Annotated in this window: 22 protein-coding genes and 1 pseudogene; 11 read left to right on the forward strand and 12 right to left on the reverse strand. The window is 74.5% G+C overall.

The window, feature by feature from the left end:
* Window positions 1-36 precede the first annotated feature (36 nt).
* The 5 genes from ACZ6ZI_RS06240 (at window position 37) to ACZ6ZI_RS06260 (ending at window position 3,012) form a co-directional block, all read left to right on the forward strand.
* A complete protein-coding gene (locus ACZ6ZI_RS06240) occupies window positions 37-816 on the forward strand; it encodes an HNH endonuclease family protein (protein WP_469516746.1) in 780 nt (259 codons plus the stop codon).
* Window positions 813-1,118, forward strand: coding sequence for a hypothetical protein (locus ACZ6ZI_RS06245; RefSeq protein ID WP_469516749.1), 306 nt, complete (start codon window positions 813-815; stop codon window positions 1,116-1,118). The genes ACZ6ZI_RS06240 and ACZ6ZI_RS06245 overlap by 4 nt, the downstream gene beginning before the upstream one ends.
* 38 nt (window positions 1,119-1,156) lie before the next feature.
* The gene (locus ACZ6ZI_RS06250) at window positions 1,157-1,378 is read left to right on the forward strand and encodes a DUF5302 domain-containing protein (protein ID WP_363054048.1); all 222 of its coding nucleotides are present in this window, start codon (window positions 1,157-1,159) and stop codon (window positions 1,376-1,378) included.
* A gap of 120 nt (window positions 1,379-1,498) precedes the next feature.
* Window positions 1,499-1,909 carry a rodlin gene (locus tag ACZ6ZI_RS06255; RefSeq protein ID WP_363054049.1) on the forward strand — a complete coding sequence of 137 codons (411 nt, stop codon included), beginning with the start codon at window positions 1,499-1,501 and terminating at the stop codon, window positions 1,907-1,909.
* A gap of 212 nt (window positions 1,910-2,121) precedes the next feature.
* On the forward strand, window positions 2,122-3,012 hold the full coding sequence (locus tag ACZ6ZI_RS06260) for a glycoside hydrolase family 19 protein (protein ID WP_469517650.1): 891 nt from the start codon (window positions 2,122-2,124) through the stop codon (window positions 3,010-3,012).
* A gap of 58 nt (window positions 3,013-3,070) precedes the next feature.
* Here the strand turns inward: ACZ6ZI_RS06260 and ACZ6ZI_RS06265 are convergent, their stop codons facing one another.
* The 3 genes from ACZ6ZI_RS06265 to ACZ6ZI_RS06275 all read right to left on the reverse strand — a co-directional run bounded on the left by ACZ6ZI_RS06265 (window position 3,071) and on the right by ACZ6ZI_RS06275 (window position 9,242).
* A complete protein-coding gene (locus ACZ6ZI_RS06265; RefSeq protein ID WP_469516754.1) occupies window positions 3,071-5,875 on the reverse strand; it encodes a helix-turn-helix transcriptional regulator in 2,805 nt (934 codons plus the stop codon).
* A gap of 244 nt (window positions 5,876-6,119) precedes the next feature.
* The gene (locus ACZ6ZI_RS06270) at window positions 6,120-7,892 is read right to left on the reverse strand and encodes a S8 family peptidase (protein ID WP_469517654.1); all 1,773 of its coding nucleotides are present in this window, start codon (window positions 7,890-7,892) and stop codon (window positions 6,120-6,122) included.
* Between the two features lie 618 nt (window positions 7,893-8,510).
* Window positions 8,511-9,242 carry a DUF1838 family protein gene (locus tag ACZ6ZI_RS06275; RefSeq protein ID WP_469516757.1) on the reverse strand — a complete coding sequence of 244 codons (732 nt, stop codon included), beginning with the start codon at window positions 9,240-9,242 and terminating at the stop codon, window positions 8,511-8,513.
* Window positions 9,243-9,390: 148 nt separating this feature from the next.
* On the opposite strand from ACZ6ZI_RS06275, the gene ACZ6ZI_RS06280 reads away from it, so the two are divergent.
* From ACZ6ZI_RS06280 to ACZ6ZI_RS06290, 3 genes are all read left to right on the forward strand, one after another.
* Window positions 9,391-10,374 carry a DUF1996 domain-containing protein gene (locus tag ACZ6ZI_RS06280; protein WP_469516762.1) on the forward strand — a complete coding sequence of 328 codons (984 nt, stop codon included), beginning with the start codon at window positions 9,391-9,393 and terminating at the stop codon, window positions 10,372-10,374.
* A gap of 84 nt (window positions 10,375-10,458) precedes the next feature.
* Window positions 10,459-11,061 carry a sigma-70 family RNA polymerase sigma factor gene (locus ACZ6ZI_RS06285; RefSeq protein WP_469516765.1) on the forward strand — a complete coding sequence of 201 codons (603 nt, stop codon included), beginning with the start codon at window positions 10,459-10,461 and terminating at the stop codon, window positions 11,059-11,061.
* Window positions 11,058-11,783, forward strand: a complete 726-nt coding sequence (locus tag ACZ6ZI_RS06290; protein ID WP_363054054.1) for a zf-HC2 domain-containing protein — start codon at window positions 11,058-11,060, stop codon at window positions 11,781-11,783. Before ACZ6ZI_RS06285 ends, ACZ6ZI_RS06290 begins: the two co-directional genes overlap by 4 nt.
* An 83-nt stretch (window positions 11,784-11,866) precedes the next feature.
* On the opposite strand, the gene ACZ6ZI_RS06295 is transcribed toward ACZ6ZI_RS06290, so the two are convergent.
* The 6 genes from ACZ6ZI_RS06295 to ACZ6ZI_RS06320 are packed head-to-tail and all read right to left on the reverse strand — an operon-like array spanning window position 11,867 to window position 17,320.
* On the reverse strand, window positions 11,867-13,111 hold the full coding sequence (locus tag ACZ6ZI_RS06295) for a cytochrome P450 family protein (RefSeq protein WP_469516769.1): 1,245 nt from the start codon (window positions 13,109-13,111) through the stop codon (window positions 11,867-11,869).
* Window positions 13,108-14,337, reverse strand: a complete 1,230-nt coding sequence (locus ACZ6ZI_RS06300) for a cytochrome P450 (RefSeq protein WP_469516773.1) — start codon at window positions 14,335-14,337, stop codon at window positions 13,108-13,110. The genes ACZ6ZI_RS06295 and ACZ6ZI_RS06300 overlap by 4 nt, the downstream gene beginning before the upstream one ends.
* Window positions 14,334-14,981 (reverse strand): GTP-binding protein, encoded by a 648-nt coding sequence (locus ACZ6ZI_RS06305; protein WP_363054057.1) that lies wholly within the window; start codon window positions 14,979-14,981, stop codon window positions 14,334-14,336. The genes ACZ6ZI_RS06300 and ACZ6ZI_RS06305 overlap by 4 nt, the downstream gene beginning before the upstream one ends.
* Window positions 14,962-15,318 carry a DUF742 domain-containing protein gene (locus ACZ6ZI_RS06310; RefSeq protein WP_363054058.1) on the reverse strand — a complete coding sequence of 119 codons (357 nt, stop codon included), beginning with the start codon at window positions 15,316-15,318 and terminating at the stop codon, window positions 14,962-14,964. Before ACZ6ZI_RS06310 ends, ACZ6ZI_RS06305 begins: the two co-directional genes overlap by 20 nt.
* Entirely contained in the window at window positions 15,315-15,716 is a 402-nt protein-coding gene (locus tag ACZ6ZI_RS06315) for a roadblock/LC7 domain-containing protein (RefSeq protein ID WP_363054059.1), read from the reverse strand. The genes ACZ6ZI_RS06310 and ACZ6ZI_RS06315 overlap by 4 nt, the downstream gene beginning before the upstream one ends.
* Entirely contained in the window at window positions 15,713-17,320 is a 1,608-nt protein-coding gene (locus ACZ6ZI_RS06320) for a sensor histidine kinase (RefSeq protein WP_469516778.1), read from the reverse strand. Before ACZ6ZI_RS06320 ends, ACZ6ZI_RS06315 begins: the two co-directional genes overlap by 4 nt.
* A 231-nt stretch (window positions 17,321-17,551) precedes the next feature.
* On the opposite strand from ACZ6ZI_RS06320, the gene ACZ6ZI_RS06325 reads away from it, so the two are divergent.
* Together ACZ6ZI_RS06325 and ACZ6ZI_RS06330 are read left to right on the forward strand one after the other, a co-directional pair.
* Window positions 17,552-18,544, forward strand: coding sequence for an ATP-grasp domain-containing protein (locus ACZ6ZI_RS06325; RefSeq protein WP_469516781.1), 993 nt, complete (start codon window positions 17,552-17,554; stop codon window positions 18,542-18,544).
* Complete coding sequence (locus tag ACZ6ZI_RS06330; protein ID WP_469516784.1) at window positions 18,541-19,371, forward strand: ATP-grasp domain-containing protein; 831 nt, start codon at window positions 18,541-18,543, stop codon at window positions 19,369-19,371. Before ACZ6ZI_RS06325 ends, ACZ6ZI_RS06330 begins: the two co-directional genes overlap by 4 nt.
* Before the next feature lie 121 nt (window positions 19,372-19,492).
* On the opposite strand, the gene ACZ6ZI_RS06335 is transcribed toward ACZ6ZI_RS06330, so the two are convergent.
* Together ACZ6ZI_RS06335 and ACZ6ZI_RS06340 are read right to left on the reverse strand one after the other, a co-directional pair.
* Entirely contained in the window at window positions 19,493-20,395 is a 903-nt protein-coding gene (locus ACZ6ZI_RS06335) for a DUF2330 domain-containing protein (RefSeq protein ID WP_469516787.1), read from the reverse strand.
* Window positions 20,396-20,459: 64 nt separating this feature from the next.
* Window positions 20,460-20,780 (reverse strand): annotated as a pseudogene (locus ACZ6ZI_RS06340) (hypothetical protein); the annotation flags it as partial.
* Here ACZ6ZI_RS06340 and ACZ6ZI_RS06345 point away from each other — a divergent pair.
* Window positions 20,779-21,258, forward strand: coding sequence for a hypothetical protein (locus ACZ6ZI_RS06345; RefSeq protein WP_469516791.1), 480 nt, complete (start codon window positions 20,779-20,781; stop codon window positions 21,256-21,258). The pseudogene ACZ6ZI_RS06340 and the gene ACZ6ZI_RS06345 overlap by 2 nt on opposite strands.
* Here ACZ6ZI_RS06345 and ACZ6ZI_RS06350 read toward each other — a convergent pair.
* Entirely contained in the window at window positions 21,239-21,886 is a 648-nt protein-coding gene (locus ACZ6ZI_RS06350) for an HAD family hydrolase (protein WP_469517657.1), read from the reverse strand. The genes ACZ6ZI_RS06345 and ACZ6ZI_RS06350 overlap by 20 nt on opposite strands.
* Window positions 21,887-21,896: the final 10 nt, after the last annotated feature.

A 21,896-nucleotide genomic window follows, 5' to 3' on the forward strand; every position in this document is an offset into this window, starting at 1 on the left:
CAGCGGAACGGTGTCCGAATCTCCTCGGGGCGGGTCATGAATCGTCAGTCAGGTGTGCGTGCCGCGGTGGTGGCCGCGGCGCTGCTGCTCGGGATCGGCGGATGCGGGGGCGCGGGCGCGCCCGGCGAGGGCAAGGCGGACGGCGGGGCGCGGGCCACGCCGTCCGTGAGCGCATCGCCCTCGGCCACGGCCCCGACGGCGGCCCCCGCGCCCGCTCCCGCGCCCTCCGGGGCGGGCGGGAACCCGCCCACGGCCGAGGTGTTGCCCGGCATGGTCGGGGTGGCGGCGGCCAGGGAGCGCCTGGCGGCCCTGAAGGTGGCCGAGCCCGGCACGATGGCCGGCTACAGCCGGGACAGGTTCACGCACTGGGCCGAGCAGGGCGACAGGTGCGACACCCGCGAGACCGTCCTCGCGCGCGACGGGGCGGGCGTCACCCGCGACTCCGAGTGCCGCGCCGTCTCGGGCCGTTGGAAGAGCCTGTACGACGGGGCGGAGATCGACGACGCGAAGAGGCTGGACATCGACCACATGGTGCCGCTCGCCGAGGCCTGGCGCTCGGGGGCCGCCGGATGGGACGCGGCGAAGCGCAAGGCCTTCGCCAACGACCTGAGCGGACCGCAGCTGTTGGCGGTGTCGGCGTCCTCGAACCGTTCCAAGGGCGACCAGAGCCCCGACCTGTGGCAGCCGACGGACGCATCGAGTCGGTGCGTGTACGGACGGGCGTGGACGACGGTGAAGTCCCTGTACGGGCTGACCGTCACCGAGGCGGAGCGGACCGCGCTGACCGGCATGCTCGACACCTGCGCCGCGTCGTGAGCGGGCCCGCGCACTGGCAGGACGAGGTCCTCGCCGGCCCCGGCGGGGCGATGACCGACGAGGTCGGGGTGATCACCGGCCCGCTGACGTTGCGCACGAGCGCCGGTGGGGACGGGCTGGTCCGGCTCGACGTCCAGTACACCGACGCGGACGAGTGGTACACCCTCACCGGATCCCCGGTGCGCCACGGGGACCCGTACGCGCTGCACCGGGCGGCCCTGGCCGCCGTCCGGGCCGGAGGGGGCGCGGAGGTCCCCGCGCCCCCGGGGCCGAACTCCGTGGCCGACCGGGGATCCGACTGACAGACTGGCGTGAAGTGATCACTCCAGGAGGCACGCCGATGACCGACGGTACGGACACCCCGCAGACCGACGCCACGAACGACGACACCCCGAAGGACGAGTCCCCGGCCGAGGAGGCCAAGCGCAGGTTCCGGGAGGCCCTGGCCCGCAACGCCGCGAACAACAGGTCCCAGGAGGCCCACCAGAGCCGGGCGAAGGTGACCGGCACGGGCGCCGGACCCGGCGGGAAGAACAAGAAGGTGCGCCGCAAGACCGGTTGAGCGGCGGGCCGCGCGGGGGAGGCCGTTGGGCCGCACGGGTGACCGGCGATAACCGTTGGCGACGAAGGCAGTTGATCAGGACGTCCCGCCGGGGACAGCTCATGCGACAGAAGGATCAACATGCTCAAGAAGTTCATGGCCACCGCCGCGGTCACCGCATCCGTCATCGGTACGGGTGCCGTCATGGCCTCCCCGGCGATGGCCATCGGCAACGACAACGGCGTGAACACGGTCAACGGCAACAACGCCGCGCAGCTCTACGGCAACCAGGAGACCAAGGGCAACATGAGCCCGCAGCTCAGCGCCGTTCAGGGTTCGCTGAACAAGCTCTGCGTCGGCCTGCCGGCGAAGGTCAACGCCCAGTCGATCCTGGCCGCCGTCAACGTGGGTGTCCAGGACATCAACGTCCTGTCCAACCCGCAGAACCAGCAGTGCGCCGAGAACTCCACCCAGGCCAAGGGCGACGAGTCCCTCTCCCACATCCTGGACAACATCCCGGTGCTGTCGGGCAACCTCTCGGCCGGCAGCTGATCGAGGCGGGATCCGGACCGGCGTGACGGCGAGGCCGTCACGCCGGTCCGGCGTTTCACGAGCGCACCACACCGAAAGCTCTGGTCTATACCTTGACAGGTCCAGACCACTTTCGGTTCAGTGGGCGGTGTTCGTCGCTCCCCCCACCACCCCGCGACAACTCCCCCCACCCCAGGAGTCCTTTCGTGATACGCACGCTACGTCGCCGCGCCCTGTCCCTCGCCGCCACCGCCGCGGTGACCCTCGGCCTGGCCGTCGCCCTGCCCGCCTCCTCCGCCAACGCGGCCCCCGCCTGCGCCTCGGCGTGGACCTCCTCCGCCGTCTACACCGGCGGCACGACCGCCTCGCACAACGGCCGCAACTGGCAGGCGAAGTGGTGGACCCAGGGCGAGACGCCCGGCACCACCGGCCAGTGGGGCGTCTGGTCCGACCAGGGCGCCTGCGGTACCGGGGGCGGCACGGACCCGGGCAACCCGGACCCGTCCGGCTTCGTGGTCAGCGAGACCCAGTTCAACCAGATGTTCCCGAACCGGAACCCCTTCTACACCTACAACGGCCTGGTCTCGGCGCTCTCCGCCTACCCCGGCTTCGCCAAGACCGGCGACGACACCGTCAAGCGGCGCGAGGCGGCGGCCTTCCTCGCGAACGTCTCCCACGAGACGGGCGGCCTCGTGCACATCGTCGAGCAGAACACGGCCAACTACCCGCACTACTGTGACGCCACGCAGCCCTACGGCTGTCCCGCCGGCCAGGCGGCCTACTACGGTCGCGGGCCGATCCAGCTGAGCTGGAACTTCAACTACAAGGCGGCGGGCGACGCCCTCGGCATCAACCTCCTCGCCAACCCCTACCTCGTCGAGCAGGACCCGGCCGTCGCCATGAAGACGGCGCTCTGGTACTGGAACACGCAGAACGGCCCCGGCACCATGACCGCCCACGCGGCGATGGTGAACGGCGCGGGCTTCGGCGAGACGATCCGCTCCATCAACGGGGCCCTGGAGTGCAACGGCGGCAACCCCGCGCAGGTCCAGAGCCGGGTGAACAAGTACCAGGCCTTCACCCAGCTGCTCGGCGTCACCCCGGGCAACAACCTCACCTGCTGACCCCCGGCACCGCCCGCCCCCGGCCCGCGCCGGGGGCGGAACCGGGCGACCGCCCGGCTCAGTGACGGCGCAGGGCCGTGGCGAGCTGGGCCCGGGAGCGGACGTCCAGCTTCTGGTAGATCCGGGTGAGGCGGGCCTCCACCGTCTTCACGCTGACGAACAGCTTCGCCGCCGCCTCCTGGTTGCTGGCACCCGCACCGACGAGCCGCGCGAGCCGCGCCTCCGCCTCGGTGAGGGTGCCGGCGCCGCCGCCACCGCTCCCCCGGTGCGGGGAGGCGGCCTCGGGCGCCGCGTCCCGGGCGAGGGCGATCCAGGGTCGGGCGCCGGCCCGTTCGAAGACCTCGGCGGCGGCGCGCAGCGCCTCCCGGGCGGGTGCGCGGCGCCGCCTGCGGCGTTCCACCCGGGCCAGGGCGAGCAGCGTCCGGCCCTGTTCCAGCGGCAGCCCGAGGTCCGCGAAGAGCCGTACGGTGTCCTCCAGTCGGGCCACGGCCGCCTGCGCGTCCCCCCGCGCCGACAGGGCCAGGCCGCGGGCCCGGTCCAGGGCGGCGAGCACCGTGGTGCGGCCCAGGTCGCGGGCCACGGGGGCGACCCGGTCCAGGAGGGCGACGGCCTCGGCGACGGCGTCGGTGGCGATCAGGGCCTCGGCGAGTTCGCCGTGCCAGCGCAGCACCGACGGGTCCACCACCTGCTGGGCCTCCTCCAGCGCGGCGACCCGGCGCAGGGTGGCGACGGCCTTCGCGGCGTCGCCGGTGGCCAGTTCGACGGTGCCGAGCGCGTACAGGCCGCGGGAGAGGAACACCTGGTCGTGTTCCTCCTCGGAGGCGCGGATGCCCCGGCGCGCGTAGCCCGCGGCGCGGGCGAAGCCGCCGCCGGCCGCCTCGGCGGTCGCGGCCACGTACCAGGCCGGTCCGGGCGACAGGCCCGCCTCGATGGTCAGCTCCAGGGCGCGCCGGGCGTGGGCCGAGCCCAGCGTGCAGTTGCCGCGCCGCAGTTCGACCTCGGTGAGGCTGCGCAGCACCTCGAAGACGTCCTCGGCGGAGCCGGTGCGTTGCACCGCGGGCAGCAGGGTGAGCAGTTGCCCCCGGGCGTCGTCGAGCCGGTCGTCGAACAGGGCGTGGCGGACGGCGAGGTACTGGGGCGCGTTGCGCATGCCGAGGGGGACGTCGGGGATGGGCAGGGCCAGGGCCCGGGCGAGGATGTCCTCGGCGTCGGGGTCTCCGAGGATGCGGCCCATGCGGGCCCGCACGGTCAGGGCCATGGCCTCGGCGACCTGGTCCCCGCCGGCCTGGGCGAGGGCGCCGGCCTCGGCGGCGGCGTCCCGGGAGCGGACGGGGTCTCCGTCGCTGAGGTTGTGCTTCCAGGCGATGCGCAACTGTACGGCGGCGCGCAGCGAGGCGTCCCCCTCGGCGTCGGCGACGGCGCAGGCGATGGTCTCGTCGAGGTGGGCCAGGGCCTGTCCGGCCGCGTCGATGACGGCGAGCCGGGCCCGGACGCGCTGGGCGGGCGTGGCGTCGCGGGAGAGCACGGCGCGGGTGGCGCGCCGGGCGAGGTCGGCGCGGCCGGCCCAGCCGGCGTCCTCGGCGGCGGCGACGAGGCGGGAGAGTTCCTCGCGGGGGTGGGCCCAGGGGGTGCGTTCGGCGGCCAGCAGCCCGAGTTCGGCGGCGAGGTCGCGCCGGCCGCGGCGGCGGCAGGCTGCGGCGGCCTCGGTGATCTCGGCGGCGAGGTCCTCGTCGGCGGTGTCGACGGCGAGCGCGCGGTGGCGCACGGCCTGGACGGGGTCGTCGACGGCGGCGGCGAGCGCGGCGTGTCCGGCGGCGCGTTCGGGCCAGCCGGCGTCGGCGGCCAGGGCGGTGGGCAGGGCGCCGGCGGTGAAGGCGACGGCGCCGTCCTCCCCCACGGTGACCAGCCCGGCCCGTTCGGCCCGCGCGAGTTCGGCTTCGGCGTCGGGGCGTCCGGCGCGGCGCAGCAGGGGGGTGGTGGGTCGGGCGGCGAGGGCCGCGAGGAGCAGGGTGCGGCGGGTCTGTTCGGGGGCTTCGGCGAGGAGGCGGCGGGCGACCTCGCGGGCCTGGCCGGACACGGGCAGGGGGTCGGCGTGGTGGGCGCCGCCCGCCGCGCCGCCGCCCGGTCCGCCGGCGGCTCCGGGGGCTGCGGCGGCTTCGGCGAGGGAGTGGCCGAGGGCGAGGGCCAGGCGCGGGTTGCCGCCGCTGGCCTGGTGGATCCGGCCGGCGAGGCGGGCGGGCAGGCCGTGGCGCAGCAGGAGTTCGGCGACCTCGTCGGCGCCGAGGGCGGGGACGCGGATGGTGGGGGTGCCGGGGCCGCAGAGGGGTTCGGCGACGGGGGCGCCGCCCTGGGCGCATTCGGCGGCGAGGACCCGCACGCGCGGCGGGGTCAGGCGCAGGGCGAAGCGCAGGAGGTCGGTGCTCTCGGCGTCGAGCCACTGGGCGTTGTCGAGGACGAGCAGGACGGGGCCCGGTTCGGCGAGGGTGCGCAGGACCTCGCCGACGGCGAGGCGCAGGGCGACGAGGTCGGGCGCGGAGTCGGGGGCGTCGGCCTCGCGGCGGAGCCGGGCGATGGCGGTGCGCTGGGGGCCGGCGAGCCGGTCGAGGGCGGTGCGCGGGACGGAGGCGAGCAGGGCGGCGGCCGAGGCCTCGGGTATCGGTCGGTCGGCGGCTTCGGGGGCGAGGCGCAGGACGGTTTCGCGCCTTCGGTGGGCGGCGGCCGCGACGGCCCGCGCGACCTCGGTCTTGCCCGCGCCGGCCGGTCCGGTGAGGATGGCGCGGCCGTGCGTGGCCAGGGCCCGCTCGACCGCCTCGATGAGTTCGCCGTGTCCGACCTTGGTGTCAGCGTGCCCCGTCGCCGCCACGCACAGCCACCAGCCTTTCGCGCCCCTGCCCTGTGCTCTTCCTGTGAGAGGCGACAATACGAGGTCGGCCGCCGGACGGACCCGGATTGTGACGCAGAATTCAGTCGCGCGACGGGAATGGTGCCCGGGAACGCCGCGGACCTGCCGGTACGGGAGGTACCGGCAGGTCCGTCGCTGTGTTCGGTCCGTGCGGTCCGCCCGTCGGATCGGACCGGGTGGGGTCCGGTCCGACGGGCGGATCCGGTCAGAAGCCGAGGCTCCAGGAGTCGATCTTGCCGGTGTCGCCGCCGGCGTTGTCGTTCACGCGGAGCTTCCACGTGCCGTTCGCGACCTCGGAGGAGGCGTTGACGGTGTAGGTGGTGTTGATGTTGTCGGTGCTGCCGCCGGCACGGTTGTGCAGGGTGTAGAGCGTGCCGTCGGGGGCGACGAGGTCGACCTTCAGGTCACCGATGTAGGTGTGCGCGATGTTCACGCCGACCTTGAGGGCGGCCGGGGCGTTGCCGGTGACACCGGAGACGGTGATCGGGCTGTCCACGGTCGCGTTGTCGGCGATCGCGAAGTCCGCGGTGTTCTCGAAGGCCGGGGTGGTCGGCGTCGAGGTCACGGCGTTGACGGTGGCGGCGGCGTCGGCGAGGCCGGTGCCGCAGCCGCCGGTGCAGGTGCCGGCGAGCGGGCGGGCGTTGGTCTTGATGGCCGACTCGATCTGCGCCGGGGTCAGCGAGGGCTTCGCGGCGACGAGGAGGGCGGCGAGGCCCGCGACGTGCGGGGCGGCCATGCTGGTGCCCTGGTACGGCTTGTAGATCTCGGCGCCGGGGGTGGTGGTGCCCGCGTTCAGCGTGGAGAGGATGCCGTTCTCGGGGGTGGTGACGGTGCCGGGCGTGTCGGTGGCGCGGCGGGTCTCACCGCCCGGGGCGGCGACGTCGATGATCGAGCCGTAGTTGGAGTAGAAGGAGCGGTCGCCGGTGCGGTTGCTGGCGGCGACGTTGATGACGTTGTTGCAGCTGGCGGGCGAGAAGCCGGCCGCGTCGGCGTTGCTGTTGCCGGCGGCGACCACGACGGTGGTGCCACGGGCGACGGCCGCGTTGATGGCGTTCTGGTAGCTGGTGCCGCAGGTGCCCGAGCCGCCGAGGCTCATGTTGATGACCTTGGCGGGGGTGGCGTTCGCCGGGATGCCGGCGACGGTGCCGCCCGAGGCCCAGGTGATGGCGTCGACGATGTCGGAGGTGGCACCGCCGCACTTGCCGAGGACGCGGACGGGCTGGATCTTCGCGTTGTACGCGATGCCCGCGACGCCCTTGGAGTTGTTGGTGGCGGCCGCGATCGTGCCGGCCACGTGGGTGCCGTGCCACGAGGAGTCGCTCGCCTTGGAGCCGACGCCGCACTCGCCGGCTGCGCTCCAGTCACCTGCGTCGGCCGGGTTGTTGTCGCGGCCGTTGCCGTCACGGGCGGCGGTGGAGCTGGAGATGAAGTCGTAGCCGGCGACCACGTTGGAGGCGAGGTCGGAGTGGGCCACGTAGCCGGTGTCGATGACGGCGACGGTGACGCCGGAACCGGTGGTCTTGTCCCAGGCCGCGGGCACGTTCATGCCGGCGGTGGGCTCGAAGAGGTCCCACTGCTTGGCGTAGTCGGTGTCGTTGGGCGTGGCCAGCGCGTAGGCGCGGGAGTCCGGCTCGACGTAGGCGACGTCCGGGTCGGCGCGGAACTGCGCGATGACGTCGGCGGCCTCGGAGGGGGCGGTCGCACCGCCCAGGTTGACGAGGGCGGCGCCGGTGCCGAGACGGCGGTCGAACTTCGTCTTCTTGCCGGTCTTCTTGCCCTTGGCGACGGCGTCGTCCGCGGCCGCCGTGTTGGACGTGGCCTCGGAGGCGGAGGACTTGTAGCCGACGATGAGGTTCTCGACGGGCGCCGGGGTGCCGGCGGCGGGGGCGGCGGCGGCCGGGAGGGAGGAGGCCGGGTCGTCGGCGGCGGTCACGGCCACGGAGGCGGTGGCGGAGCCGGCGAGCAGGGTGACGGACATGGCCACGACGGATATGAGCCGACGTCGTCTGGTTGCGTGCACGTTGTTCCCCTTCGAAGGCCGATCCGGGCAGGCCGGAGCGGCCGGTCGGTGCAGTGTGGGAGGTGGAACCGGCGGGCCGCGGGCCGGGGGCGGGGTGGTCAGACCCGCTCCGGCACCGCCGCGCGCCACGTCGTCCGGCCGCAACGGCGGGGCTGGACGACGGAATGTACCGGCGGTCCGCGCGACCGCGGCTGCTTCACACCATGTGGGGTTGGTGCGGGGGCAGTTCGGGATGCGGAAGACCGCCGGTGGGCAGACAGTAGGCAACGCGGGAATGAACCCGATACGGGGAAAACCCTTGTCCCTCCCCTGGGGGACGCCTCGAGGGAGGGGTGGGGAACGGGGTTACCGGCGGTCCATCCGGAGGGTTACCGGGGGTCCTGCCGGACGGGACGCCGGGGTCCTGCCGGACGGGGCGGCGCGGGCCTGCGGGGCCGGCGCCGGGTTCCCGGCGGACCGGCGAGCGGGGGCGCGGCGGACCGGCGAGCGGGGTCGGTGGGGAGCCGGGGGCCTGCCGAGCGGCCCGCCGGGCCCGTCCCGCGGGCTTTCGGGGCGGGGCGGTTCCCCGGCCCCGGCCTACCTGGGGTGCAGTTTGCGGAAGTACGTCCAGCTGGACTCGTTCGGCTCGCTCCACTTCTCGGGGGCGTGCGCGAACTCCGGGTGGTGGGCGGCGATGTGGGCGCGGGTCCGCTCGGGGACCTCGGCCCAGGATCCGAGCTTGGCGCCCCGGCAGTGGAAGGTGAGGCCGCCGGGGCGCTGTCCCTGTTCCATCCAGGGCAGCCAGGGGGACATCCGGGTCCACGACATGGTGGCGGGCACGGAGGGGGCCTCGCCGGCGAGCGCGGCGGCGGGCGCGAAGAACTGGAACAGCTCCAGGGCCCGGTAGGTGTCGCCCGCGGATTCCAGCGGGTACCGGTCGACGGGGAGCGGCGAGGGGTAGGCGAGGGGGATCTCCAGGCTGAAGCAGACCTGGTCGCCCAGTTCGGTGCGCGGGACGGGGAAGGGCCGCCACCGCTGGTCGGCGGGGTCGTTCCACACGTGCACGACCGGCTTGTCCTGCCAGTTCTCCAGGATCTCTCCGGTCTCGGGGTCGAGGTAGAAGGCCGCCTCCCGCGACAGCATCCGGTACCCGCCGTCCTCCGCGGCCTCCAGCCGGGCGACGTTGACCCCCTCGAAGCCGAACAGGCGACGGTAGGGCTCCTCGGGCGCCCAGGAGTGCACGGACCCGGACCACCGGAAGGTGACCTCGCTCCCGTCCAGGCTCGCCCGGGTGCGGGCGAACGCGCGCAACGACTCTTCCGGTGTCATGCCCCCACTCTGCTGCCCGCGCCCCACCGGTACAAGCACCCTCCGCGCCAATACCGCGAGCCGGCCGCGGACGCCGGTCGCGGGCGGTTTCGGACCTCGCCGGGCCGCCCGGTTGACCGCGCGGCGGGCAGGGGCGACGGTGACCCCCATGGGGAACGAACACCGACTGCCGGCGCTGCTCGTGTGCCTGGTGCTGAGCACCGGGCTGGCGGCCGCCGCGTGGGGGGCCTCCCGGGCCCCCGGATCCGGCCACGCCTCCGTGGCGGGCGATTTCGTCGACATGGGTCGGGTGCCGCCGGACCCCGGAGCCCCGCCCCCGGTCGGACCGGACGCCTCCACCGGCAGCGTGACGGTGGATTGCGGGCGCAACGAGGAGGGGCACCGCAACGAGGACAACCTCGTCGTCTCCCCCGGCCTGCGCTCGGGCGCCCACCACACGCACGCCTACGTCGGGAACCTGTCCACCGACGCCCTCTCCGGCGACGCCTCCCTGGCCGCCGCCGCGACCAGCTGCGTCGGCGGGGACCGTTCCACCTACTTCTGGCCGGTGCTGCGCCGCTCCGACCGTCCGGGCACCCGCCCGCACGAGCTCGCCGCCGGGCACGGCAACGCGGGCGAGATCCTGCCGGAGGCGGCGGTGGGCGTGGAGTTCCGGGGCAACCCGGTCGGCAAGGTGGTGCCCATGCCCCGCTTCCTGCGCGCCATGACGGGCGACGCCGTCGCGCACACGGCGCGCACGGACGCCGACGTACGGGCCCGTTGGGGCTGTTCGGGCCTGCCCGACCGGTGGACCGTCGCCTACCCGCGCTGTCCGGCGGGCGATCTGGTGACCCGTACGCTCGTCTTTCCCAGCTGCTGGAACGGTCTGGACACCGAGGCCCCCGGCCACCGTTCCCACCTGCGCTTCCCCGACGCGCGCGGGGTGTGCCCGCAGGGCGCCTTCCCGGTGCCCGAACTGCGGCTGAGCCTGGCCTACGCCGTCGCCCCCGGGGTGCCGATCGCCCTCGACTCCTTCCCCGAACAGCGGCACAGTCCGAAGACGGACCACGCGATGTTCGTGAACGTGATGACCGACGAGGCGATGCGCGCCGTGGCGGACTGCCTCAACGAGGGCCGCGCCTGCCGGACCTGAGTGACGGGCGTCACATGAACCGTTCGGGCCCGTACGGCGTGTTCCGACCGCACCACGCGACACGAGGCGGACGGAGAGGGTGAGATGGCCGGACCACTGTGGCCCCGCGCACGGCGGGGCGGGACGGACGAGGCGCTGATCAGGACGGTGTACGAGGAGCACGGCAACGCCCTGCTCGCGTACGCCACCCGGCTCACCGGGGACCGCGCCGCCGCCGAGGACGTCGTCCAGGAGACGCTGATCCGGGCCTGGCGACACGCCGAGGTCCTGGTCAACGGGAAGGGTTCGGTGCGCGGTTGGCTGCTCACCGTGGCCCGCAACATCGTCACCGACCGCTACCGGGCGAAGGCGGCCCGCCCGCCGGAGGTCTCCGGATCCTCGGCCGCTCCGCCGGTGGAGGGGGACCACGCCGACGCGGTGGTGGACTCCATGACCGTGTTGGGCGCCCTGGACCGGCTCACGCCGGAACATCGTGACGTGTTGACGGAGTTGTACTACCGCCAGCGCAGTGTCGCCGAGGCCGCCGACCGGCTCGGGATCCCGGCGGGCACGGTGAAGTCGCGCTCGCACTACGCGCTGAAGGCGCTGCGCGAGGTGTTCACGGACGCGGGCGGGGACACCGTCGGCGACAGACGATCAGGCCGGCCGCCCCAGCAGCCCGGCGGACTGCGGGAGGTGGTGGCGTGAACCGGCAGCGGCACGAGGAGGAACTGCTCGGCCCGTACGTGCTCGGGGTCCTGGACGAGCAGGACGTACGGCGTGTCGAGGAGCACGTCGGCGACTGCGTGCGGTGCCGTGAGGAGGTGGCGGCGTTGAGGGAGATGGAGAGCGTGCTGGGCGAGGTCCCCGAGGAGGCCTTCCTCGACGGGCCCCCGCAGGGCGGTGACCTGCTGCTCCAGCGGACCCTTCGGCAGGTGCGCGGGGAGCGGGTGGCGGCGGCGCGGCGACGGACGGCCCTCGTGGGGCTGGCCGCGGCGGCCTCGCTGGCGTTGGTGTTCTGGGCCGGTGCGCGGCTCGGCGGTCAGGAGGCGGGGCCGGTGGCCCTGGATCCGCCGCCGTCCCCGGGCGTGTCGGCACCCGCCTCGCCGCCGCCGGCCGGGACCCGGGTGGCGTCCGCGACGGACGCGGGCACGGGTACGCGGATGACCGTACGGGTGACGCCGGCGCCGAAGTGGGTGCGGGTGAACGCGGCGGTGACCGGGGTGCCGGCCGGCGAGCGCTGCCGGCTGGTGGTGGTCGGCAAGGACGGTACGCGGACCGTGGCCGGCGGCTGGGTCGTGGGCACGGCGGAGCACGGCGAGGGCAAGGGCGCGTCCCTGGACGGGTCGGCGGCCGTGGACCCGGCGAACGTCAAGGCGGTCGTCGTGGAGAACGAGTCGGGCCGGACCTTCGTCTCCGTACCGGTGTGAAGCGGGTGCCCCGTACGGCCGCCGTGACGGCCGTACGGGGCACCGGGCGCGCCCGGGCGCCCGCTCTCCCGGGCGCCCGTCGCTCAGGCGCTCGCGCCCAGGCGCACCGGGAGGTCGAACAGGTCGTTCTGGGTGAGGATCGGCTTGTTGCGGAGCTCCTCGCGCGAGACGGCCAGGGTCAGGTCCGGGAAGCGGGCGTAGAGCGCGGGGAGGGCGACCAGGGCCTCCAGGCGGGACAGGGCCGCGCCGGGGCACACGTGGGGGCCATGGCCGAAGGAGATGTGGCGGTTGGGCGTGCGCGTGACGTCGAACTCGCCCGCCGTCTCCCCGTGCTGCGCCTCGTCGCGGCCGAGCGCGCCGAAGGAGACGATCAGTCCCTCGCCCTCGGGCAGGATCCGGTCTCCGACCTCGATGTCCTCGGTGGCGAACCGGATCAGGACGTGCGAGGTGGGGGTGGCCCAGCGCAGGGTCTCCTCGATGACGTTCTCCCAGGGCACCTCACCGGCCAGGACGCGGGCGCGCTGCTCGGGGTGGGTCTCCAGGGCGACGACGGCGTTGACGATCAGGCTGATGGTGGTCTCGTGGCCGGCGGCGACCATCAGCTGGAGGGTGTTGGTGATCTCCTCGGTGCTGAGGTGGTCGCCGTCCTCGGAGGCGGCGATCAGCGCGCTGGTGAGGTCGTCGCCGGGGTTCTGCCGCTTGGACTCCACGATCCGGGAGAACAGCGCGCCGAGGTCCGCCATCATCTGCGGGACTTCCTCGGGCAGGGTCTGGGTGGAGAAGAACTTCTCGAAGAGGGCCTTCAGCCGGGGGTGTTCGGCGGCGTCGACGCCCATCAGGTCGCTGATGACGTTCATCGGCAGCGGGTAGGCGAAGCCGGCCTTGAGGTCGACGCTCTGATCGGCGGGCAGGCCGGCGAGCTTGTCGAGCATGTCCGCGGTGAGGGCCTCGATGCCGGCGCGGAGCTTGTCCACCCGGCGCACGGTGAGGGCCTGGGCCACGAGGGTGCGCAGGCGGCGGTGCTCGTCGCCGTCGACGGTGAGCATCGAGCGCCCGGGGTTGGCGAGGCCGATCAGCGGCCAGTCCAGGGGGATCTCGCCGCGCCGCCAGGCGCCCCACACGTTGATGTCCTTGACGACGCGGGGGTCGGTGAGGAGCTTCCTGGCCTCGGCGTGGTGGGTGACGGCGTAGACGCCGACCCCGCCCGGCAGGACGACCGGGACGAGGGGGCCCGCGGCGCGCAGGGCGGCGCTCTCGGCGTCGAGGTCGGCCACGAAGGGGTCGAGGGTGATCGGGGCGGGGCCGCCGTGCTCGATCGGGCAGGTCATCTCAGGGCTCCAAGGGCGGGGGTGGGTGTGTAGGTCACGGGGAGTTCGCTGAGCCCGCGCAGCCAGGGCGAGGGGCGCCGGGTGAGGTCGGCGGCGGGGACGCCGAGGTCCACGTCGGGGAGGCGGTCGAGGAGGACCTCGATGCCGGTCCGCGCGATGACCTCGGCGACCTCCTGTGCCGGGAAGGGGCAGCGGTGTTCACCGTGGCCGAAGGAGAAGAAGGCGTTGTTCCCGCCGGTGAGGGCGCCCGCGTCGGTGCGTACGTGCGGGTCCCCGTTGGCGGCGGCCAGGCCCAGCAGGACCAGGTCGCCGCGGCCGATGCGCTGTCCGCCGAGCGTGGTGTCCCGGGTGGTCCAGCGGCCGGCGACGTTCTGGGTCGGGGTGTCCTCCCAGAGCACTTCGTTCATGGCCTCGCCGACGCTGTGCCGGCCGCCCGCCAGGGAGGCGGCGAAGCGGTCGTCGGTGAGCATCAGGCGCAGCGAGTTGCCGATCCAGTCCGCGGTGGGCTGGTGGCCGGCGGCCATCATCACCATCAGGTCCTGGGCGATCTCGTCGACGGTGAACCCGGCGGTGTTGGCGAGCATCCGCGAGGCGACGTCGTGGCCCGGTTCGGCCGACTTGGCGGCGAGGAGGGCGTACATGGACTCGCCCAGGTGGCGCTGTCCGTCGAGGGCGCCCTCCCGGCCGTTGATCATGTCGTTCATGGCGGTGACGAGGCCGGGGCCCTGCGCGTCGGAGAAGCCGTAGATGCGGGCGAGGACGCGCAGCGGGAGGAGCATCGCGTACTCGCCGACGATGTCGCAGGAGCCCTTGCCGCAGAGCCGGTCGATCAGCTCGTCGGCGAAGCGTTCGGCGTGGCCCTTGAGTTCGAAGGGGTCGACGGATTCGAGGGCCTCGGAGATGACGGCGGCGCGTTGGCGGTGGCGTTCGCCGACGGTGTAGAGGATGGACGGCTGCTTGCGGCCGATCATGGGCAGGAGCGGCCAGTCGGCGGGGATGCGGTCCCACTGGTTCCACAGGTCGGAGTCGCGGGAGAAGAGCTGGGGGTCGCTGGTGACCTGGTGGAGTTCGCGGTAGCCGAGGACCAGCCAGGCCGGGACGTCGCCGTCGAGGACGACCGGGGCGACGGCGCCGTGGTCGCGGCGCATCTCCCGGTACAGCTCGGCGGGTTCGGTCTGGAAGCGGGGGCCGCCGAGGTAGACGGGCCGGGGCTCGGGGGTGGTCACGGGGTGGGCTCCGGGATCGGGTGCGGGACGACGACCGGCTGGTCGGGCCGGTGGCTCTGGAGGTGCTGGAGGTGCTCGACGAGGGAGATGAGCACCTGCTTGCTGGACTCGCGGGAGCGGGCGTCGCAGAACAGCAGGGGTACCTCGGGCGGGAGGTCGAGGGCGGTGCGGACCTGCTCGGGGGTGTGCTCGGGGCCGCCGAAGTCGTTGCAGGCCACGACGAAGGGCGTGCCGTGGTGTTCGAGGCGGTCGATGGCGTACCAGGAGTCGGCCAGGCGGCGGGTGTCGACGAGGACGACGGCGCCGAGGGTTCCGGAGAAGAGCCGGTCCCACAGGAACCAGAAGCGTTCCTGGCCGGGGGCGCCGAAGAGGTAGAGCACGTTGTGCGCGTCGAGGGTGATGCGGCCGAAGTCGAAGGCGACGGTGGTGGCGGTCTTGGCGGCGACGCCCTGGGTGTCGTCGAAGGCCTCCCCCGCCGCGGTCATCGTCTCCTCGGTGTTCAGCGGGCGGATCTCGCTGACCGAGCGGACCATCGTGGTCTTGCCGACGCCGAAACCGCCGACGATCACGATCTTCAGACCGTTGTCGGCGGTGCTGCTGAGGGTCTGACGGGGCCGGTCCGGGTCAGAGGTTGCGGAGTCCAACGAGCACCTGCTCCAGGATGTCGGGGTCGGGAAGGCGGTACGTCGTGGCACGCGGGTGCCGGGCGCTGACGCGTCCGGTGTCGTGCAGGTCGGCCAGCAGGATCCGGACGATCGAGACGGGCAGGCCGAGGTCGGCGGCGATCTCCACCACGGCCGTCGGATAGCGGCACATGCGCAGGATCGCGGCGTGTTCGGACTGCATGCCGGGGACCGGGTCGCATTCGGCGACGATCAGGGTGACCAGGTCGAAGGCGTCGCTGCCGGAACGGGTGCGGCCGCCGGTCAGGGTGTAGAGCCGGTCCGGGGAGTCGTCCCGGCCCGGCCTGCCGCGGCTCATCCCCGGGGCCTGGCGATCAGATGCTCGCTCAGCTGCTCGACCAGTTCGGACATGTTGTGGCCGACGAGGCCCGCGTCGGCGTCCTCGGAGGCCACGAGGGCCAGGTGGGCGCCCTCGCCCGCCTCGACGATGAAGAGGATTCCGCCGTAGAACTCGGCCATGGCCGAGCGGACCCCTCCGGTGCCGTCGCCGAATTCGATGGACGCCCCGTGGGACAGGCTCTGGATGCCGGCGGCGATCGCGGCGAGCTGGTCGGCCTGGTCGACGGAGAGCTCGGGCGTGCGGCACAGCTTGAGTCCGTCGCGGGAGAGCACGAGGGCGTGCCGGGCGCCGGGGGTGCGCTCCAGGAGTCCTTCCAGGAGCCAGCTGAGCGTCTCGTCGGTGGTGGAGCCGGTCATCGAGTGTTGCCTTCCGGGTGCGGGGGGTTCGTGGGCTGCTGCCGCGCGGGCGCGTTGCGCACGGCCTGACGGAAGCTGCCGAAGCGGGCGGCGGACTGGGAGGCGTCGGTGGGGGCGGTCCGGTTGCGGGCCGCCGCCGCGTCGGGCCCCTCGGGGTGGGCCGCGGCCAGGGTCCGGCCGCGCCTGCGCTGGGGCAGTCCGCTCTCGCCGAGCACCGGTTCGTGGCCGGTGGTTTCGGAGTCGTGGCCGGCCCCGGTCGCGGGGGCCTGGGGGTCGGGGGTCCCGCCGGCGCGGCCCGTGTGGGCCGGCTCGGCCTCTTCGTCGGCCTCGGCATCGGCGGCGGGCCGGGTCTGCGCGGCGGGGGCGCCGGGGACCGCGACGGGGACGGGGGCGCGGTGGCCGGCCGCGGCGGGCGCGGTGAGGAGCGCGGGGGCGGGCAGGACCTCGGCCGGGGTCCGGCTGATCAGGTCCTGGGGCAGCATCAGGATGGCGCCGGTGCCGCCGCGGGCGGAGGGCCGGAAGGACACCGTCAGACCGTACTTGTGGGCGAGGCGGCCGACGACGGCGAGACCGAGGCGGGTGCCGGAGAGCCCGGCCAGGTCCAGTGTCTCGGCGGTCACGGCCTGTTCGGCGCGGCGCAGCTGGACGTCGCTCATGACGAGGCCGCTGTCCTCGACGGTGATGACGATGCCGGCGGGCACGTCCTCCACGTACACGTGGACCTCGGCGGTGGGCGGCGAGAAGTTCGCCGCGTTGTCGAGGAGTTCGGCGAGGGCGTGCATGACGCCCTCGGCGGCGTGTCCGGCGACGGCCGCCTCGCTGGTGGAGTGCAGTCGAACGCGCTGGTAGCCGCCGATGCGGCCCATGGCGCCGCGCAGGATGGACTCCATGACGATCGGCTTCGCCCAGCGGCGGCCCGAGCGGGCTCCGGTGAGGACGGCGATGGAGTCGGCGAGGCGGCCGGCCTGGGCGGTGCGGTGGTCGAGGTGGAGCAGGTCGGTGAGGACGTCCTCGTCGGCGTGCCGGTGCTCCATGTCCCGCAGGTCGGCCAGCATTCCGGTGGCGAGCGCCTGCATCCGGCCGGCCGCGTTGGCGGTGGCGGCCATGGCGGCGGCGCGTCCGGAGCGGGCGAGGCGCAGTTCCTCGCCGAGGCGCTCGCGGGTGACCGCCTGGGCGGTGGCGAGGCCGTCGAGTTCGCCGGTGTGGGCGCGGGTCAGCCGCTCCAGTTCGGCGGCGTGGGAGCCCGTCACGTGGTCCAGTTCCGCGCGGTGCCCGGCGGTGAGGCGGGCGTGTTCGGCGGTGTGGGCGGCCGAGTTGCGGGCGGCGTCGGCGGTGAGCCGGGCGATGTGGGCGTCGCGGGCGGCGAGTTCACCGGTCAGGCCGGAGAGTCTGCCGCGCAGCGTCCGGTTGGCGCGTACCGACCAGGTCAGCGCGTAGGCGGCGACCGCGAGCAGCAGCGATCCGGAAGCCGCGAACCAGCCGAGGGGGGTCTGGACGGCCGACGGGGCCGCGGCCACCGCCGCCGTCGACAGAGCGCCGGTGACCGCTGCGGTGATCAGCAGGGCGAGCGCGGAGGGGCGAAGGGGGGAGGGCGACGCCGTCATCAATCAAAGCCTCAAACCGGGCGTAAATGGAAGAGAGGGTTCCTGTGGCAACGAGGCACAACTATAAGAGGATTGTTGATCGTTTCGGAAAGGTCTTGGCGAATCTCACGCTGTGTAACGCCCACTTAGGTTGCTTCTGGCGCGGTTTCGGGGCTATGGCATGGCATCCTGTGACGTCACAACTCGCCGGACGGAATCGGCGGAGGACGTCCGGGAAAGTTGGGGAAGACCATGAGGCTCTGCTTCCTGGTGGAGGAGCACTACCGCCACGACGGCATGCCGAACGAGGTGATCGGGCAGCTGACGGCGTGGGGCCACCGCGTCGACGTGGTCCGTCCCGGCGGCTCCCTGCTCCGCATGGCGGAGGTCGTCACCACGGGCGCGCACGACGCCTGGGTCCTCAAGACCGTCTCCGGCGGCCCCGGCCTGACCCTCCTGGAGGCCGCGGCCGCCGCCGGCGCCACCACCGTCAACGACGCCCGCGCGATCCGGGGCGTACGGGACAAGGCCCTCGCCGCCGCCATCGGGCACGCCCACGGCCTGCCCCAGCCGGCCACGTACGCCCTCGCCCGACCCGAACTCCTCGCGGAGATACCCGAAGGGGAGTACCCCCTCGTCGTCAAGCCGGCCGACGGCAGCTCCGGCCGGGCGGTGCACCTGGTGCCCTCGCCGGACCGGATCGCCGACCTGCTGCCCGCCCTCGCGGGCGAGGGCATGCTCATCGCCCAGCCCTACGTCCCCAACCCGGGCACCGACGTCAAGGTGTACTGCGTCGACGGGGAACTCTTCGCGACCGAGCGCCGCTCCCCGCTGCACCCCGCGTCCGCGGTCCGCGAGCGCCGGGTGCCGCTGCCGCGCGAGGTGGCGGACATCGCCGCCCGGGTGGGCGAGGTGTACGGGCTGGACCTCTACGGGGTGGACGTGCTGCTGGGGCCCGACGGGCCGGTGGTGGTCGACGTGAACGACTTCCCGAGCTTCCGTCAGGTCCCCGACGCGGCGGCGCGGGTGGCGGGCGCCGTCCTGGAACTCGCCCGCCGCGGCGCCGGGCGGACCCCGGTCGGGGCGGTCGGGACGGTCGCACCCGTCGCGGCGACGCCGCTCGCGGCCGCACCGGTTCCGGCGGCAAAGCTTCCGGCCGCACCGCTTCCGGCGCCGCGGGCGTACACCGCCGTGCCGGTCTCCGTACCGGCGCAGGTGCCGGCGGGCGCGGGGGACGGCGCGTGAGGGTCGGCCTGATCACCCCGGATCCCGGACACCCCCTGCTCGCGGCCACCGCCGCGCTCCTGACCGGGGACCGGCACGCGGTGGAGGTGCTCGACCCCCGGGCGGGCGTGGCCGCCGCGGGCTCCGGCGCCCCCGCCGACGTGTACCTGCTGAAGGCGCGCACCCCGTCGGCGCTGGCGTTGGCCCGGGAGCTGGAGCGGCGCGGGGCGCCCGTACTGAACTCGGCGTCGGCGACGGAACGCTGCCAGGACCGCACCGTGATGGCGGAGCTGGCCGAGCGCGCCGGGCTGCCGTTCGCGGCCACCCGCGCCTTCGGGTCGGCGGCGCTGCTGGTGTCGGCGTCCGGGCTGCCGTGGCCGATGGTGGTCAAGAGCCGGCGCAGCCGCAAGGACGACCTCGTGGCGCGGGTCGACGACCCGGCCGGGCTGCGGGAACTGGCGTCCGCCTGGGCCGGGGAACCGGTCGTGGTCCAGGCGTTCGCCCCCAACGACGGCTGGGACCACAAGGTCTGGGTGGTCGGCGACGAGGTCTTCGCGGCCCTGCGCCGTTCCGAACTGGCGCCGGACGACGGCGACCCGGAGCGATCGGGCGTCCGTCTGCCCGACGGGTGGGCGGAGTTGGCCCTGCGGGTCGGCGAGGCCTTCTCCCTGGACGTCTACGGTGTGGACCTGGTCGCCACCGGCACGGGGGCACCCCTGGTCGTCGACGTCAACGCCTTCCCCGGCATCCGCCGCCAGCCCGGAGCGCCCCGGGCCCTCGCACGCCTGGCCCTGGCCCGCGCCGCGGACGCCCGCGGCGCCGGAGCGACGCTGTCGCGTCGGGCGTGAGCGCTCGCCGGTACGGAGGCGCAGGGCCCCCGGGACGGCCGTGAAACCCCCGGGGACGGCCGTGAACCCCTCGGAACCGCCGCAGCGGGGCCACGGGGCGGCGGCCGGACGGCGGAGGAGCTCAGGCGGCGACGGCGGCGCGGGAGCGGCGTCCGCGCACCCGGACCACGCCGGCGGCGGCGACGAGCAGGAGTCCGCCCACCGTCAGCAGCCACACGGGGACGCCGTCGCCGACGGTGAGCAGCTCCTCCCGGTACACGACGCGGCGGAAGGGGGTGTCCTTCGCGGTCGCCCGCAGTTCGTGGTCCCCGTCGATGCGGGCCGGTTCGGGGAAGCGCTGGTCGATCGCGGTGAGGAACGACCGCTTCGGTCCGCCCGTGAGCTCGGCGAGCGCCCCCCGGGTGGTGAGGGACCCCGCGAAGGTGACCTCGGGTCGGTCTCCGCCGATCGGGGACGCGGGTTCCATGCGGTGGTCCGCGAGGACGTACAGGCCGAGGGACTGCGGGCCGGCGGCCATGCGCGAGAGGCGCATCGGGTAGACTGGGCGGTCGCTGTCGAAGCGGATCCGCAGCGGGTCGAGTTCGCCGCGCAGCGGCCGGTCCGACGTGCGGGGGGCGAGGCGGACGGCCACGTACTCCCACCCCCGCTCGACGTAGGGCCGCAGTTCCACGCCGAGCCGGTCGGGCAGCCGGAAGCCGTTGGTCTCCAGCCAGGTGCGCAGGGCGTCGGGGTCGCCGGCGGTCAGCCGGGCCACGTCGAAGGGTCCGAGGCGTTCGCGGCCGACGACCGCGACGCCGGGGCCGGCCGCGCCGGGCATCGGGGCGCCCGCGGTGTCACGGCCGCCGGAGGAGAAGGGCCAGTCGTCGCCCCGGGGCCAGAAGTGGGTACGGGTGCGGCGCTCGGGGCGGACGATCTCGGCGAGCTCGGAGAAGAGCGCGGGGTCGCCGAGCTCCACGGTCGCCCGTCCCGGCACCGGCATGATCCAGGCCGCGCTCCGGGCGTCCCCGGTGACGGTGAACCGCATGACGATCTCCTCGGTCCGACGTCCGACCGTCCCAGCGCACGACGGAGGTCTCGCGGTCGACGCCGATCCGCGAGGCCGCGCCCGGGACCATCGCTCCGCAGCCGCAGGCGTGGGCCGGTGCGACGAGCGCGCCCACCTGGGTCGCGAGCAGTGCGAACAGCAGGGCCAGGGTCTTTCTCATCCTCCACACGGGGTATCGGACGAACGAGGCCCGCATCCGGTTCCGCGGGGCCCCGGGCGCGGCGGTCGGAGGCGACGGACCCCCGGTCGGGTGCGGCGTACCGGGCGGAATCGGGACAGGGCGCCGCCCCGCAACGGGTTCACCCTTGCGAGGGGGTGCCCCGCTCGACCCGGCGTGGGGCCCGCTCCCATACTTGGGCCTCATGAGAGGGACGGACAAGCCCCGCAGCAGCCCCCTGGTGCCCGATTCCGTGGGGGCCGAGATCGCCCGCCACGACTGGGCCGCCCTGGTGTGCGGCTGCGGTCGCCCGGCGGGACATCTCGCGGACATGCTGTGGGACGCCGCAGAGGGGCACCCGGCCGCGTTCCACGCGCTCCAGGGCCACGTGTTCACCGGTACCCGGCTGTGGCCCCCCGCCCCGGCGGCCTGCGGGGTGCTGATGGCGGTGTGGTCGGCCGGGCCGCCCCGGCAGTCGACCCGTGACGCACTGCTGTGGACGCTGCTGTCGCTGCTGAGCGCCGAGGACGACGGGACCGCGTACGAGGCCGGTCTGTACGGGCAGTGCGCCGCCCACGTCCGGGCGGGTCTCCCCCACCTGCGGTCGGGGGTGGGCGCCGCGCCCGGTACGACGACCGCCGCCTACGTGGAGGGCATCCTGGACATCATCGAGCTGTGCGCCTGAGGCCCCCGTCGGCGCGCAGGGCCCCCAGCGTCTCAGGGGTGACCTCCTCCAGGGAGGCCGCGAAGGTACGGGCCGCCGAGGCCGGCACCTCCAGCAGCGAGGGCACCACCAGCACCGCGCAGCCCGCCGCCTCGGCGGAGGCGGCGCCGTCCGGGGAGTCCTCGACGGCCACGCACGCGGCCGGGTCCAGACCCAGCCGGGCGGCGGCCTCCCGATAGGGGTCGGGGTGCGGTTTGGTGCGGGGGGTGTCGTCGGACGAGAGGGTGAAGGCGAAGGGGACGTCGGCGAGCGCCCCGCCCACCACCGCGTCGACCACCACCCTCGGCGATGCGCTGACCAGGGCGAAGGGCACCCCGCGCGCCTCCAGGGCGGCGAGCAGCGCCCGCGCTCCGGGGCGCGGCGGGGAGCCCGCCTCGACCCGGCGGAAGAAGTCCTCGGTGAGCGCGGCCCCGACGGCGTCGGGGTCGCCGTGGCCGGCGACGCGTACGAGGTGCGCGGCGGTGTCGGCGACGGCGCGCCCGACGACCTCGGGGGCGTCCGCCGGTCCCAGGCGGTGATCGAGTCCGGCCGCGACCTTCTCGGTGGTCAGCCACCACAGCACCTCGGTGTCGACGAGGGTGCCGTCCATGTCGAAGAGG

Source organism: Streptomyces sp. NPDC103540 (assembly GCF_055584445.1).